This is a genomic window from Ruegeria sp. AA3, assembly GCF_056542905.1.
In genome coordinates, this window is sequence record NZ_JBQGAQ010000008.1 from 15,879 (window position 1) to 31,065 (window position 15,187).

At 58.6% G+C, this 15,187-nt stretch carries 12 protein-coding genes; 4 read left to right on the top strand and 8 right to left on the bottom strand.

Features of this window, described 5'->3' with window-relative positions:
* Nucleotides 1-47 precede the first annotated feature (47 nt).
* Nucleotides 48-2,243 (bottom strand): primosomal protein N', encoded by a 2,196-nt coding sequence (locus ACR0JR_RS14620; protein ID WP_480456751.1) that lies wholly within the window; start codon nucleotides 2,241-2,243, stop codon nucleotides 48-50.
* An 88-nt stretch (nucleotides 2,244-2,331) separates the two neighbouring features.
* Here ACR0JR_RS14620 and fsa point away from each other — a divergent pair, with 88 nt between their 5' ends.
* The 4 genes from fsa (at nucleotide 2,332) to ACR0JR_RS14640 (ending at nucleotide 5,574) form a co-directional block, all read left to right on the top strand.
* A complete protein-coding gene (gene fsa, locus ACR0JR_RS14625) occupies nucleotides 2,332-2,985 on the top strand; it encodes a fructose-6-phosphate aldolase (RefSeq protein WP_480456752.1) in 654 nt (217 codons plus the stop codon).
* 196 nt (nucleotides 2,986-3,181) lie between these two features.
* The gene (locus tag ACR0JR_RS14630; RefSeq protein ID WP_170477375.1) at nucleotides 3,182-3,889 is read left to right on the top strand and encodes a DUF484 family protein; all 708 of its coding nucleotides are present in this window, start codon (nucleotides 3,182-3,184) and stop codon (nucleotides 3,887-3,889) included.
* Nucleotides 3,886-4,806, top strand: coding sequence for a tyrosine recombinase XerC (locus tag ACR0JR_RS14635; protein ID WP_480456753.1), 921 nt, complete (start codon nucleotides 3,886-3,888; stop codon nucleotides 4,804-4,806). Before ACR0JR_RS14630 ends, ACR0JR_RS14635 begins: the two co-directional genes overlap by 4 nt.
* Nucleotides 4,807-4,860: 54 nt before the next feature.
* Complete coding sequence (locus ACR0JR_RS14640; RefSeq protein ID WP_480456754.1) at nucleotides 4,861-5,574, top strand: CDP-alcohol phosphatidyltransferase family protein; 714 nt, start codon at nucleotides 4,861-4,863, stop codon at nucleotides 5,572-5,574.
* Here ACR0JR_RS14640 and ACR0JR_RS14645 read toward each other — a convergent pair.
* The 7 genes from ACR0JR_RS14645 to ACR0JR_RS14675 all read right to left on the bottom strand — a co-directional run bounded on the left by ACR0JR_RS14645 (nucleotide 5,559) and on the right by ACR0JR_RS14675 (nucleotide 15,180).
* Nucleotides 5,559-6,026 (bottom strand): hypothetical protein, encoded by a 468-nt coding sequence (locus tag ACR0JR_RS14645; RefSeq protein ID WP_170781492.1) that lies wholly within the window; start codon nucleotides 6,024-6,026, stop codon nucleotides 5,559-5,561. The genes ACR0JR_RS14640 and ACR0JR_RS14645 overlap by 16 nt on opposite strands.
* A gap of 76 nt (nucleotides 6,027-6,102) precedes the next feature.
* The gene (locus ACR0JR_RS14650; RefSeq protein ID WP_480456755.1) at nucleotides 6,103-6,561 is read right to left on the bottom strand and encodes a methylated-DNA--[protein]-cysteine S-methyltransferase; all 459 of its coding nucleotides are present in this window, start codon (nucleotides 6,559-6,561) and stop codon (nucleotides 6,103-6,105) included.
* 136 nt (nucleotides 6,562-6,697) lie between these two features.
* Nucleotides 6,698-9,616, bottom strand: coding sequence for an isoleucine--tRNA ligase (gene ileS / locus ACR0JR_RS14655; RefSeq protein WP_480456756.1), 2,919 nt, complete (start codon nucleotides 9,614-9,616; stop codon nucleotides 6,698-6,700).
* 164 nt (nucleotides 9,617-9,780) lie between these two features.
* Nucleotides 9,781-12,489 (bottom strand): DUF2339 domain-containing protein, encoded by a 2,709-nt coding sequence (locus ACR0JR_RS14660; protein WP_480456757.1) that lies wholly within the window; start codon nucleotides 12,487-12,489, stop codon nucleotides 9,781-9,783.
* Between the two features lie 101 nt (nucleotides 12,490-12,590).
* Nucleotides 12,591-13,070 carry a DUF2269 family protein gene (locus tag ACR0JR_RS14665; RefSeq protein WP_480456759.1) on the bottom strand — a complete coding sequence of 160 codons (480 nt, stop codon included), beginning with the start codon at nucleotides 13,068-13,070 and terminating at the stop codon, nucleotides 12,591-12,593.
* The gene (locus ACR0JR_RS14670; RefSeq protein ID WP_480456760.1) at nucleotides 13,070-14,410 is read right to left on the bottom strand and encodes an SDR family oxidoreductase; all 1,341 of its coding nucleotides are present in this window, start codon (nucleotides 14,408-14,410) and stop codon (nucleotides 13,070-13,072) included. Before ACR0JR_RS14670 ends, ACR0JR_RS14665 begins: the two co-directional genes overlap by 1 nt.
* Before the next feature lie 59 nt (nucleotides 14,411-14,469).
* Nucleotides 14,470-15,180 carry a VIT1/CCC1 transporter family protein gene (locus tag ACR0JR_RS14675; protein WP_010438103.1) on the bottom strand — a complete coding sequence of 237 codons (711 nt, stop codon included), beginning with the start codon at nucleotides 15,178-15,180 and terminating at the stop codon, nucleotides 14,470-14,472.
* Between the last annotated feature and the right edge of the window lie 7 nt (nucleotides 15,181-15,187).

Genomic DNA, 15,187 nt, shown 5'->3' on the forward strand with positions numbered 1-15,187 from the left:
CGAGTGGAAAGCGGCTGGCGCACAGTGGCTCTGCACTGATGCAGGGGTCAGTAGAAGCTTTGCGGATCGATATCCACGGCCAGGCGGATATCGCCTTTCAACTTCAATGGCGCAATCCAGCGGGCGATGGCGTCCTGAATAGGCGCGCCTTTCGGGGCTTTGACCAAAAGCCGGACGCGGTGACGGCCACGTATGCGCGCGATGGGGGCCGGAGCCGGGCCAAACACCTGCGCCCCGACGTCGCGCAGCGGTGCATCGTTGCGCGCCATGGCATTGCCGATATCGAAGACCGGCCCAACCTCGGGGCCCGACAGGACAATCCCGGCCATACGGCCGTAAGGTGGCACCCCAGCGGCCTGACGGCCAGCGGCTTCGGCCTTCCAGAACCCTTCTTCATCGCCCGATAGGATCGCCCGGATCACCGGATGCTCGGGCTGGAAGGTTTGCAGCAATGCCTGCCCCGGTTTATCCGCACGGCCTGCCCGGCCCGCAACCTGCCGCATCAGTTGAAAAGTCCGTTCCGCCGCGCGCAGGTCAGCCCCGTGCAGGCTGAGGTCCGCATCGATCACCCCCACCAGCGTCAGCTTGGGAAAGTTATGCCCCTTGGCCACCAGTTGCGTCCCGATAACGATATCCGCATCGCCCTCGGCAATCTCTTCGATCTTGGCCTTCATGGCACGGGCCGAACCAAACAGGTCAGAGCTTAACATAGCGATCTTGGCCTCGGGGAAGGTCGCCTCGGCCTCTTCGGCCAGTCGTTCAATCCCCGGCCCGACCGGTGCCAGCTTGCCCTCGACCCCGCAGGACGGGCAGGTCTCGGGCATCGGCTTGGTCTCACCACATTGGTGGCACATCAGACGTTTGAGGAACCGGTGCTCCACCATCCGCGCATCGCAATGGTCACAGGCAATCTGTTCTCCGCAGGCCCGGCACAGGGTCACCGGTGCATAGCCGCGGCGATTGATGAACAGCAGCGACTGTTCGCCCCGCTCAATCCGCTGCCGTACCGCCTGCCGCAGCGAGGGGGAAATCCAAGTCCCCGCCTGCATCTGTTCGGCCCGCATGTCGATGGGCTTCATCTCGGGCAGGACTGCCGCGCCAAAGCGTGCGGTCAGGTCGAGACGCTCATACTTCCCAGCCTCGGCATTCGCCCAGCTTTCAAGCGACGGCGTCGCGCTGGCCAGAACCACGCGCGCCCCGCAGATGGAGGCCCGCAGCACCGCCATATCGCGCGCGCTGTAATGCACGCCATCTTCCTGTTTGTACGACGTGTCGTGCTCTTCATCGACCACAACCAGCCCCAGATCGCGGAACGGCAGGAACAGCGCCGACCGAGCGCCCACAACCAGCTGAGCATCCCCCTGCCCAACCATCCGCCAGACCCGGCGTCGTTCTGTCATTGTTGCGCCCGAATGCCATTCTGCCGGACGCGCACCGAAACGTGCCTCGACACGGGTCAGAAATTCAGCCGTCAGCGCAATCTCGGGTAGCAGGACCAGAGCCTGCCGCCCCTTGCGCAGCGCCTCGGCCACGGCTTCCAGATAAACCTCGGTTTTGCCCGACCCCGTCACGCCCTTCAGCAGCGTGGTCCCATAGTCACCCGTGCGCTGCCCGGCTTGAAGCCGCGCAACGGCTTTTGCCTGATCCTCGGTCAGGTCTTTCCCCGGCAGATCAGGCTCCAGATAGGGATAGGGCAGATCTCGTGGGCTGTCCTCTTCCCGCACAGCGCCCTGCTTCACCAGCCCTTTCACTACAGACGAGGTTACACCCGCCTGCTCGGCCAGTTCTTTCAGTGTGAAAGCCAACCCCCCATAGTCGCGCAGCACCTCCAGCACACGGGTTCGCGCATCAGTCATCCGATCCGGTTCCGTGCTTCCCAGCCGATAAACCTTGCGCATTGACGGCGGATCACCCAATCCCGGCGCGCGCGTCGCCAGACGCAGCATCGCAGGCATCGGTGTCAGCGTGTAAACTGCTACGCGCCCCAGAAACAGGCGCATTTCCTCGCGCATCGGCGCAACCTCAAGCACCCGGATCACCGACCGCGCCTTGGCCAGGTCAAAACCGCCCTGCCCCTGCCCCCAGACCACACCCAAGACTTTACGCGGCCCCAAAGGCACTTCGACAAACGCCCCAAGAAAGCACCCGCCTTCGGGCGCTTTATAGTCCAACGTCCGGTCCAGCGGCTGCGTTGTCAGCACCGCAACAAGCTCTCCTTCGTCGAAAAATCCGTTAGCGCTCACGGCATATCCTTCGCAGGGGGTTCCAGCATGGGTCTCTTTGAGGTAAAGCCATCCGCGACCAAGGCCAACCCATCAAAGGACTGCCCTCATGAAATTCTTCATAGACACCGCCGAGATCGACGCCATCGCCGAACTGAACGATCTGGGCATGGTGGACGGCGTAACCACCAACCCCTCGCTGATCCTGAAATCGGGCCGCGACATTCTGGAAGTCACCAAAGAGATCTGTGATTTGGTCGACGGCCCCGTCTCGGCCGAAGTTGTCGCCACCGAGGCCGACGACATGATCGCCGAAGGCCGCAAACTGGCAAAGATTGCATCGAACATTGCTGTCAAAGTACCGCTGACATGGGCGGGTTTAAAAACCTGTAAAACGCTGACCGACGAAGGCCAGATGGTCAATGTGACCCTGTGCTTCTCGACCAATCAGGCGATTCTGGCCGCCAAGGCGGGCGCGACCTTCATCTCGCCCTTCATCGGACGCCTTGACGATATCAACCTCGACGGCATGGACCTAATAGCAGATATCCGTCAGGTCTATGACAACTACGGGTTTGAAACCGAAATCCTGGCCGCCTCGATCCGTACCGTGAACCACGTTACCGATAGCGCACGCATCGGGGCCGACGTGATTACCGCTCCTCCGGGTGTCATCAAGAAACTGGCCGACCACCCGCTGACCGACAAAGGTCTGGAAACATTCCTGGCCGACTGGGCCAAAACAGGTCAGAAAATCCTCTGATCCTTTGCGTTGCCGCGCGGTGCTGCCAGGCACCGCGCCCTGCCCAACGGCCAAAGCTAAATTTCATTCAGCGCATGGCTGGCGGGAGCTCCCGCCACAGCAGCGATGAAATTCGCCTTTCGCGTGCATTTTTCCCAAGGCAAATCCGTCAACCCGTGTTATAAGCCGGCCAAAACAAAAAACGACCGGACGGGACATGAGCAGCGATCCTAAACTCAAGGACAATCTCCGCGCCGCGATTCTGGCTGAGCCTGACGCAGTGCTGGATGACAAAGACCTGATGCAAGCCCTTGTGGCGGCAAATGAACAAGCCCGCGGTGACAATGTCGTTGATCTGCGCGGCATCGCCATGCAACGCCTTGAGGCACGGCTCGATCGACTTGAGGACACCCATCGCTCAGTCATCGCAGCAGCTTACGAAAATCTGGCAGGCACAAATCAGGTGCATCGTGCCATTCTCCGGCTTCTCGAGCCCACAGTATTCGAAGATTTCTTGCGCGCGCTTGGCAATGACGTGGCCGAGATCCTGCGCGTCGATCACATCACATTGGTTCTTGAAACGACTATCGTGCGCGACGATCCTGTAGTGAACCAGCTTGGCGGCGTTCTGACCGTGGTCGAGCCCGGATTTATCGACAGCTACCTGACCTCGGACCGCAATGGCCAACCGCGCGAAGTAACGCTGCGCGAAATTCGCTATCCCAATCCTCAAGTCTACGGTGAACAGGCTGATCAACTGCAATCCGAAGCCTGCCTCAAACTTGATCTCGGCGCGGGACGCTTGCCCGGCATGATTGTCATGGGTGCCAACGACCCACGGCATTTCTCACCTCAGCTTGGCACAGATCTTCTTGCCTTCTTTGCCGGTGTCTTTGAACGCTCGATGCGCCACTGGTTGTCATGAGCCTGATCTCCCCAGCCTGCCGCGATGCTTTGCAGCATTGGCTGGACAGTCTGGGGGCGCTCGCTGGGCGATCAGAGAATACGCTCGAGGCCTATCGCGGTGACGTGACCGAATTCCTGTCCTTCATGACCCTGCATCACAGCGAGCGCCAAGGGCTGGCAGCACTTGAACGTATTACCGTCTCGGATATGCGGGCCTGGATGGCGGATCAGCGCAATTCAGACGTCGGCGCGCGATCTCTGGCGCGCAAACTGTCTGCGGTCAAAAACTTCTATCGTTGGCTGGCTGAGCGCGAAGGGTTCGAGCCAACCGCTGTCCTGTCCACTCGCGCGCCTAAATTTACTAAGAAATTGCCGCGCCCTCTGGCCGAAGACGCAGCCCGCGCCATGATCGAAACGGTCGAGTTGCAATCATCTTCCGATTGGGTTGCCGCCCGGGATGTCGCGGTTGTAACACTCCTATACGGTTGTGGGCTTCGCATTTCCGAGGCACTTTCTCTGACCGGATCGGATGCGCCCCTGCCGGATACTCTGCGCATTTCAGGGAAAGGTGGCAAAGAACGAATCGTGCCGGTTCTTCCGGCCGCTAGGGCAGCGGTTGATCGCTATCTCCGGCTATGTCCGCATCCGCAAACACCTGATGCCCCGCTGTTTCGAGGCGTTCGGAGCGGCCCCCTGAACCCCGGAGTCATTCAATCCGTGGTTGCCAAGGCGCGGATGCAGCTTGGCCTACCCGCCACAGCCACCCCGCACGCGATGCGCCACAGCTTTGCTACCCATCTGCTGTCTGCGGGCGGTGACTTACGTGCAATCCAAGAGCTTTTGGGTCACGCCTCGCTTTCGACCACACAGACCTATACCGCGGTCGACACGGCCCGGTTGATGGAAGTCTACAACCGCACCCACCCAAAAGCCTGAAGCAAAGACCCTTTTTGCTTTGCATCTGCGCCTTGCTTCCGTCATGACACCACCATGACACTTAGATTCAAAGCGCTTTCCGTTCATCTCTTCACCGCCACAGGTGCCGTTTTCGCAATGCTCGCCATGTTGGCCGCAGTCGAAGAGAAATGGAGCCTGATGTATCTCTGGCTGGTTGTCTCGTTCATCGTGGACGGAATCGATGGCCCGCTGGCGAGGCACTATCACGTCAAAAAGAACGCACCAGAGTTTGACGGCGTATTGCTGGATCTGATCATCGACTATCTGACCTATGTGTTCATCCCGGCCTTTGCCCTGTTCAAATCAGGGCTGATGGACGGCTGGACCGGGTGGTTCGCAATCATCGTCATAACCTTTGCCAGCGCGATGTATTTTGCGGATACGCGCATGAAAACCAAAGACAATTCCTTCTCCGGCTTTCCGGGCTGCTGGAATATGTTCGTCATCGTGATCTTCGCTTTGGAGCCCAACTTCGGGGTCATCCTGCTGCTGGTCACCTTGCTGTCAGTCGCAATGTTCCTGCCGCTGAAATTCATTCACCCGGTCCGAACCGAGCGTTGGCGCACCTTGTCGCTGCCGATGGCATTTGCGTGGACCTTCTTTGCAGGCTGGGCCGCTTGGGTCGATTTTCACCCCGAAAGCTGGGCCCATTGGGGGTTGGTGATCACCAGCTTGTATCTGGTTTCAGCTGGAATAGCGCAGCAAATAATCCCACCGCGCAAAGCCATAGATTACAAGACTTCCTGAACCTCAAACTCAGTTCCGTTATGGGTGAACACATCACCCTTCTGAAGGCCGACCATGGCCAGATAGATCGGGCTTTGGGTCGAAATGCCCATGTAGGTTTTGCCGTCCACGTCAAAGCGAGTCGTTGAGACACATACGACGAAGCGGCGATTGTTGAACTTGATCACCGCACCGGGCTGCACCGTGTCCGTGACGCTGAAATCAGTGTTTTCGATGACGTCAATCTTGGCGTGATGCGCATGAACGGGTGCATCAAAGGCGGCCGCCAGGTCCGCATTCTCGCGCGAGGCAGCAATGTCATCCTTGTCATGCCCTTCCCGGTCATCCAGTTGGGAATCCTTCAGAAAGGCATCATAATGCGCCTGTGCGGTTGCCAGTTCCTGTTCTTCCAAAGACATCAAATGATCAACAATGGCTTTCTTACGTACGGCGGGATCTGTCTGGCCGGTCATGCAATTCGGTCCTTCAAATTCACTATTTGATATAGGTTGGGGCCGTGACGCTCTGAATGCAACAGGTAAGTGCAGATCAGATCAACAGGCTGGCTGCACCTTCGTGACGCAGCAAAGCCACTTTGGTCTCTACTCCACCCTGCCCTGAAAACCCGACCATCTTACCATCCGTGCCCAGAACCCGATGACAGGGAATGATGATCGGGATGGGATTCCCACCGCATCCGCGCCCAACCGCCTGCGCCGAGTATCCAAGCTCGTTGGCCAACTCACCATAGGTGCGCGTATCCCCGAACGGGATGGCATACATCGCATCGCACACGCGACGCTGAAATTCCGACCCCTTGATCCGATAGGGCAGATCGAAGTGCTGCAAACGCCCTTCGTCATAAGCGCGCAATTGCGCCGCCGCCTCTTGCAGAACCGGGGTGGCCGGGCCTTCGTCTCGGCCATTCCAGACAAGTCGTGTAATGGCGCCATCGATCTCGTCGACACCAAGGCAACCAAACTGAGTTTCTACGGCGATCATCGGCATAAGAGAACGGTTGCAGATGTTTCGCCACACCTGCAACCCGAATCCTGACGATCCGCCCTTCATCTGGCCAAAAATACCTCGGAGCGCGAGGCAGTGCCTCGCATCAGCGAACTCTCCTACGCGCTCCGTTTGGGTGTCAGCTCAGCGCCTCGTTGCAGCGCCCGCAAACGCCCGGATGGGCGTGCAGCCCCACATCGGGCAGGATTTTCCAGCACCGCTGACATTTGTCTCCCTGGGCCTTTTCGAAGACCACGGCGACGCCTTCGATTTCCGGCACCCGGAACGCCTCGGCGGGGGCCGGATCGCCGGTGACCGCCAGACCCGAAGTGATGCACATGTCATCCACGTCGAAAGATGCCAGCAGATCGCGGGTTTCCTGATCCTCGACATACACGATCGGAGCAGCCTCAAGGCTAGATCCGATCACTTTGTCCTGCCGCTGAATTTCCAGCGCAGCGGTCACGGCGCGGCGCACGCGGCGGACTTTAGCCATACTGGCTTCCAGTTCTTCATGGCGCCAGTCGGCGGGCGTTTCAGGGAAGTCCATCAGGTGGACTGAGCTGTCATCGGCCGGGAACCGTTCCAACCAGACCTCTTCCATGGTGAAGACCAGCACCGGGGCCAGCCATGTGGTCAGGCGGTGGAACAGGATATCCAGCACCGTCCGCGCAGCGCGGCGGCGCAGGCTGTCACCGTCGCAATACAGCGCGTCTTTGCGGACGTCGAAGTAGAATGACGACAGATCGACCGTGGCAAAGGTGAACACGGCGCTGAACACGCCCTGAAAATCGAACGAGGCGTAACCCTTGCGCACCTGCTCATCCAGATCGGCCAGACGGCTCAGTACCCAGCGCTCCAGACGCGGCATATCCTCGGGCGCGACGCGGTCGGTCTCGGTGAAGTCCGCGAGCGAGCCCAGCATGAACCGCATGGTGTTGCGCAGGCGGCGATAGCTGTCGGCGGTGCCTTTCAGGATTTCCGGCCCGATCCGTTGATCGGCAGTATAGTCGGTCTGAGCCACCCACAGGCGCAGAATATCGGCGCCGTATTGCTTGACGACCTCTTCCGGCACGATGGTGTTGCCCAGCGACTTGGACATTTTGTTGCCCTTGGCGTCCAGCGTAAAGCCGTGGGTCACCACGTTCCGGTATGGCGCGCGGCCTTTGGTACCGCAAGCTTGCAGCATCGACGAATGGAACCACCCGCGGTGCTGGTCAGTGCCTTCCATATAGACGTCGGCAATGCCGTCCTCAGTCCCGTCCTCACGATCACGCAGAACGAAGGCATGGGTTGAGCCCGAGTCAAACCACACGTCCAACACGTCGAAGACCTGGTCGTAGTCATCGGGGTTAACGATTCCGTCGAGGATCGTTTCTTTGAACCCGTCCGTGTACCAGACATCTGCGCCGTCTTTCTCGAACGCTACCTTGATACGGGCGTTCAGATCTGCGTTGCGCAACAGATAATCCGCGTCGGTGGGCAAAGCCCCCTTCTTGGTGAAGCAGGTCAGCGGCACACCCCACGCGCGTTGGCGTGACAGTACCCAGTCCGGGCGCGCTTCGATCATGGAATACAGGCGGTTGCGGCCGGTCTGCGGTGTCCATTTCACCAGCTCGTCGATGGAGCGCAGTGCTCGTTCACGGATGGTGTCACCCATTTGGCCCATACCATCATCCAGCTTGCGGTCGACCGATGCAAACCACTGCGGCGTGTTGCGATAGATGATCGGAGCTTTCGAGCGCCATGAATGCGGATAGCTGTGCTTGATCTTGCCGCGCGCCAGCAGCCCGCCGACCTCAGCTAGCTTGTCGATGACGGCTTTATTCGCATCACCCTCGCCGCCCTTGCGGGACAGGATGTATTTGCCGCCGAAGAACGGAAGATCAGCGCGGAAAGAGCCATCGTCCATTACGTTATAGGTGATGACCTGTTCCAGCATGCCCAGATCGCGATATAGTTCGAATTCCTCCATACCGTGCGAGGGCGCGCAATGGACAAAACCGGTACCTTCCGTATCGGTCACAAACTCAGCAGCGCGGAAATCACGGATATCGTCCCATTCGCCGTTGCCGCCTTCAGCCCCGGCCAGCGGGTGGGTTAGCTGGATCTTGTCTAAATCCTCTTGAGTGACATCGCACAGACGGCGGTACATCGAATCGTCCAGGCGCGCGCGGGCAAACACATCCGCCGCTCGGTCATCGGCCAGCAGATAACGCTCGCCGATCCGCGCCCAGCATTCCTCAGGGCGGCCAATGACCTCGTAGAGGCCGTACGAGATGTCTTCGCCATAAACTACGGCTTTGTTCGACGGCATTGTCCAAGGTGTGGTGGTCCAGATCACCACATGGGCGTTGTCCAACGTCACATCGCCGGTGTTCACAACCTTGAATTTCACCCAGATGGTGAAGCTTTCCTTGTCGTGATACTCGACCTCGGCTTCGGCCAGAGCAGTTTTCTCGATGGGCGACCACATCACGGGTTTCGAGCCCTGATATAAAGTCCCATTCATCAGAAACTTCATGAACTCGTCCGCAATCACGGCTTCGGCGTGATAGTCCATAGTGATGTAGGGATCGGGCCAATTGCCGGTGATGCCCAGACGTTTGAACTCTTCGCGCTGAATGTCGATCCAACCTTCGGCGAACTTGCGGCATTCCTGACGGAAGTCGACGATGTTCACCTCATCCTTGTTCTTGCCCTTCTTACGGTACTGTTCCTCGATCTTCCATTCGATCGGTAAGCCGTGGCAGTCCCAGCCGGGTACATAACGCGAGTCGAAGCCCATCATCTGATGGGACCGCACGATCATGTCCTTGATGGTCTTGTTCAGGGCATGACCGATATGCAGGTGGCCGTTCGCATAGGGGGGGCCATCGTGTAGGGTAAAGGGTTTACGGCCCTCTTTCTCGCGCAGGCGGTCATAGACACCGATCTTTTCCCAGCGCTCCAGCCATGCAGGCTCGCGCTTGGGCAGGCCAGCGCGCATCGGGAATTCGGTCTTGGGCAGGTTCAGCGTGTCTTTGTAGTCAGGTGTTTGGGGTGTGTCGGCGCACATTTGGGGCGTCCTCAGGATGATCTTGTCGTATGTGGATCGAAGCGGTCAGTGCGATATCTCAAGCACCTTTGCCCGGCGTCTCGCGATATCAGAGCGCCGGGGATATAATTCGAATAATGATGGCCAGACGGTCAAACATGGCCGCGCTTATAGGACGCCCGCCCTCAATGGTCCAGAGGTTCCGCATCCTGAGGCGAATGGCGCAACTTGGCCCAGCGATTGAGCCATGCCAGCCCTGCCAGAGCGAGCCCTAACGCAAGCAGAGAAAAGACGCGGATTAGCCCTCCCAATCCGGCGATATCGATCAGAAATACCTTGGCCACCGCCAACCCGATAACAGCCAAGCCAGCCTTGCGCATCAAATCAGAGTGGCGGGCCAGTGATTGATAAAACAACGCCGCTCCGACCACCAACAACGTGATTGTATAAGTATAAAGTTCGGGCTGAGTGACGCCGTTGCCTTCATACATACCGCCCGCGCCCTGCCAGACATGCCGGATCGCTAATCCCAGCCAAACAGTTGCCAGAGCAGTGGCTGCTCCATAGCTGATCTGTTTCAGCAGAACTGGCTGTGTAACGACACGCCAGGCCGAGAAACCAATTGCCAGCGCGGGCAACAAATAGGCAACGGCGAGCGTGTTCAAAACCGGTGGGCCCAGTACCGGGTCCGCAAACGGGTTGAGCAGCGGGTTGGCTTCTGACAACGCCTGACCCAGGCGATACACACCATGCGCACCGAAGAAAGCAGCCAAGGCGTAGCGCAGATAGTTTAACTTACCGCCCAACTTGAACCGTTGCACCTGTGCGAAAGCCAGCAGCAGCCAGATGACCGCAAGCAATCCCAGCCCCCAGTGGCTGTTGGTGGCACCGCCTTCGCCGAAACTTTCCAGCCAGCGCAGCAACAGCAGCGATAGCAGTATCCCCGCTGTCGCCCAGGCCGCGCTTTCAAGGAGCAATGAAGCAATCGGGCGGTCTAGGGGCTTCAGTAACGTCCAGCCCACAATGAACCCGACAACCGCAGCCGAATAGACCAACGTCATTTCGAGCAATGGAGCGCTTTCGGCCCAAACAAGCCCTGGGTCCAACACCAGTCGGACTGTGACGGTGAACACGCCTGCCCAGATGAACCAGCTCATCGGAGGCAGTTCAAATCGTCTGTCCAACGCGGCGGCCACAACGATCATGGCGACAAGCGCCACGGTTAAAGCAGCCGAACTGAGCACAATAATGCAGGCAAAGCTGAGACAAGAAAGCGCGGACAGAGTCGCAAAGGCTGGGCGCATCCGGTTTTCACCATCGACCCGCGCGAACCGTTCGGCCAGAACTACCATCATCGCGCCCAAAGCGATGGCATGTAGCGCCCATGGGTAGGCTCCTAATACCTCAGCAGGGTGCCATCCGACCTCAAGCGCGATCGCCAGGGCCGGAGCGAATATCGCCGCCCCTCCGGCCCAGACCACGGCATAGCGCCCGGCCCGAAAGGATCGCCAAGCTGCAATCAAAGTGACCAAAGCGCCTAAGGCCACCAATTGCGTGACGCTCCAAGGATAATCTGCCTCGGCTGTTTCCGCATAAGTATCCACAAAGCGAAGCCATACTGCGCCTCCATCCAACCCGTGCACCAAGACAAACCAGATTAGTCCCAGTGCTGGGAATGCGGTCACATCCTGTAATGCCCGTGCATCCTTTGCCCAGAGCATCAGCGCCAATACCAAGCCTGTGAACAGCGCGACGCCCAACCAGAATTCACCACCTGAATCTGGCCAATGCAGCGACAAAATTACTGAGGAAACAAGTACCGCACCAAAGGCAATCCGAGTTGGAAACTCGGGCCATGGTTCTCCTTTCCGGCGTCGGATAATCTCGGTCACCATCGCACCAGAGTGGTTTGGCCAGATACGCCGTATGGGTATCGCAATCGCAATGATCGCCAGTGCCGTGACGCAGGTTAGATACCCGGGCTCGGTCGACGGCGAAGACAGTACCAGCAGAAACGCGGCCCCATAGGCGCCAATTAGGGTCAACACCGAAATCCACGCCCAACGCCTGACTGTATCAATTCCCAGACCCAATACGGTGATTATGAAAAAGTAACCGTAGAGCCAGCTCGGATCATCCGAGGAACCACCCACGGCAAAGGGGGCGGCAAAAGCTCCGATCAGGCCAACAGCCGCCAATAGCGGCCCTTGGAACCAACCCAACACGAGCCCGAACAGCGCGATGACAATCAACCCGGCTAACGCCGCCTCGGGCCCGATCAGATCATAAAGCTGGCGTGCCGCCAGAATGCCGCCGAACAGGGTAACCAGCCCTGCGCCTGAAAATACCGATGGGAGATAAGCGGTTGAGGCCTCCTCATCATCGCCAAACCGACGGCGGATCACCTCACCCGCGCCGATCAGCAGCAAGCCAAAGACCAGCGCCGCAGCGACCCGCGCGGTGGGGGGCAACAACCCGTTTTCGACCCCATACTGAACCAGAAAGATCCCCGCCAACGCCAGTGAAAGCGCCGATACCGCGTAGAACCAGTTCTCGCGCAACCACGCGCCCAGCGCTGCGATTTTGTCTTCGCGAAATACGATACTGGCTGGAGGATCTTTAATCTCGGGAGCTAGCGGTGTCTCCGTTAGACCTTCGTCGGTGGTGGTTGAAGCTTTTGCCGCTGCCCAAGGCGCAGGCTTAGCTTGCACGGTTGTGGGTTCTGATCGGGACGTTTTGGGTGCCTCAGCAGTGCTTTCTGGCATTTGCCCTGCAAGTTGCTGCTCAAGCTGTTCTACCCGTTTGCGCAACCGCGACTGGCCAACCAGCAATACGATGATCGAAACAGGAATGGCCAGAACGATCAGGCCAATGAGAACAAGCAAGGATTCCAACCGAAACCTCCGAGGTAGGATACATCAAACGTATCGCGGTGATCGGCAGGTTTATAGTAAGGAAATCCACATGATTACCGTATGTTGCTTTGCAAGCCTGCCTAAAACAGCGCCAAGTCGGGGCGCGCCAGCATCAACCAGACGATTGTCAGCACAGCAACAAAGGCCGGAATGCCGCAGGCGAACCAAAGGCGGAACAATCGGAAATATGCAACCGGCAAAGCAGTCCCATCGTGATTGGCCAGTCTTGCATAATCCCGCAGCCTGATTTGTATCCAAACCACAGGCAACCAGAACAGGCCGGTCAGAATATAAAGCAGCACAGACGCCACGATCCAATCCTCTGTCAGAGACCAGCCTAAGCGCCATGCCAAAAGTGCGCCCGTCACAGGCTGTAGTAAGACCGCGGTTGCTGTGAAAATCATGTCGGCCAACACCACGATACCTGCAGTATGGGCGATAATCCTCGCGTCTGCTGTTCGATGCGCCATCAGCATGAAAAAGGCGATGCCCGCGCCTGTTCCCAACAGAACACACGCTCCGATCACATGCAGCCAGCGCAGAAACAGGTCCGGGTCCATCAGCGGCTCTCCAACATGGGTCGAGCAACCAATGACAGCATCAATGCGGGCGCGATCTTGACCAATGGTCCCAGCGGATCTAGCCAAAGCTCTGGTGCCATCAACGTTGCAGCGATCAAATAAAACATGGCGATCGCGGCTTGAGCCGAACAAACGCGGGCCGCCCAAGGGCGCCACAGAATTGCCAGTCCCAACATTATGTCGACAATTGACCAGAACGCCACGCTTGCATTTGCGATGCCGCCAGACCAACCATTCCTCGTAAGGACTTCGGCCGCCAGAGAAAGACCCGTTAGTCCGAACACACCAGATAGAACCCAAAAGAAGCAGAGCACAGCAATAACGACCGGCATCTGCAACGTCATCCGAGCTGTCAGCCTGTGTTCTCTCGCGCAAGCCAGCCCGCCATAAATCTCCTCTAATCCGGCCAGAGAGCGGCCCGTGGCACGGCGATATGGCTCAGGGTCGCCTATCACCCCTTGAGCCATTACCATCATCGCCGTACTCCGCAGCGGTGATCGCCACCCAAGGTGGCCAAGCAGATCAGCCACGGCGGCGACTGCTTTGGTTACCCGTGGTGGCATTGTGATAGTTAAGCGTGCAGGCGAAAAGCCAAGCCAGTGTCGTGTCACTGACAAAACCCGCGACAGCGGTTGCGGCGTATCTTCCACCAGATCGTAGCTACCTGGCGGCAGATCGTCGCGAATGGCAGACAAGACGGCGGCGCACAGGTCTCGCATCCCGACACATTGCACCGGAGTTGCAGGAAAGGCGACCGGCTGTACGAAAGGCACTGCCGCCAGCATCCGCAACAGCGCCGTGCCGCCATAATCGCTCTGTCCGATCACCAACCCGGGCTTGAAGCACCACAAAGTCGCGCCACTTGCGCGTAGGGCCGCATCCCCGTCCGCCTTGGTGCGCATGAACTCGGTCGAGGCATCAGTGTCGGCCCCGATTGCCGAGACCTGGACGATTGAAACGCCTGCCTCGGCACAAGCCTGTCCCAGCGATGCAATAGCCGTGTAGTGCACGGCGCGCAGATCATCCTGCCCCCCAGCCTGCAGCGCCCCGGCGCAATTCACCACAACATCGACACCTGTGAGGAGTGGCCTCCAGTCCCCGACTGATCTAAAATCACGCAGGTCGCCCGACACCAGATCAACATCGGGCAAGACACGTCCCGCTGTCTTTCGGCTGCGTATAAGGCCCTTGACCGCGATACCATCCGCATGCAGCGCCCTAACAACAGCCGCACCAATGAAACCATAGGCGCCCAGCACCAATACTGTTTTTTCTTCAAACTTCACTGCCACAGGATGACCCACACGTGTTTTTGTCACCCTAACGGATCAAACCCCTGCGACCAGCTTGATTGAGCTGTCTGCGACAACAGCACCGATCAGGGATGGAACAGGGAACCGACCAAGAATGCGATCCCAGCGGCCAGACCACCGATCAGAAGTGTTTCGGCCCCGGATCGCCACCAAGGCGCAAGGGACCAGCGGCTTTTCATGGCTCCGATGGCAAAGAATACACCTGCCGTCATCCAGGCCGAAACGGTAAACGCACCTTCAATCGAGAAAAGGAACGGCAGCAATGGGATCATGCCTGCGACTAGAAAAGCAAAGAACGTCGCCATTGCGGCTTTCAGCGGGTGCGGGTCGACGCTGCCTAACCCGTATTCGCCCTCGATCATCAGGTTAATCCAATTGTCGTGGTTTGAGGTGATCTCATCCGTGGCCTCGTCCAACACGCGGCCCGACAGACCTTTTTGCGTAAGGATTTCGCGTACTTCCTTTCGCTCTCCGTCCGGATAAAGCCTGATATGCTGTTCCTCGATGGCGCGGATGCGATGGATGTTGTCGATCTCAGCCTTGGTGCCAGAATAGTTGCCCGCCGCCATCGAGAACCCATCCGCCAGCACATTGGCCAACCCGAGCGCTACGATGACAAATGGCGATAGCCCCGCCCCCGCGACACCGGCGACGATGGCGAACGTGGTGACCGATCCATCGATGCCGCCATAGACCACATCACGCAGCACACCGCGTCCAGGCGGGGCATTGATCCGTTCGGTAATCTCTTGCTGGCTGTGGCCGTGATCGGTCATGGCTTGC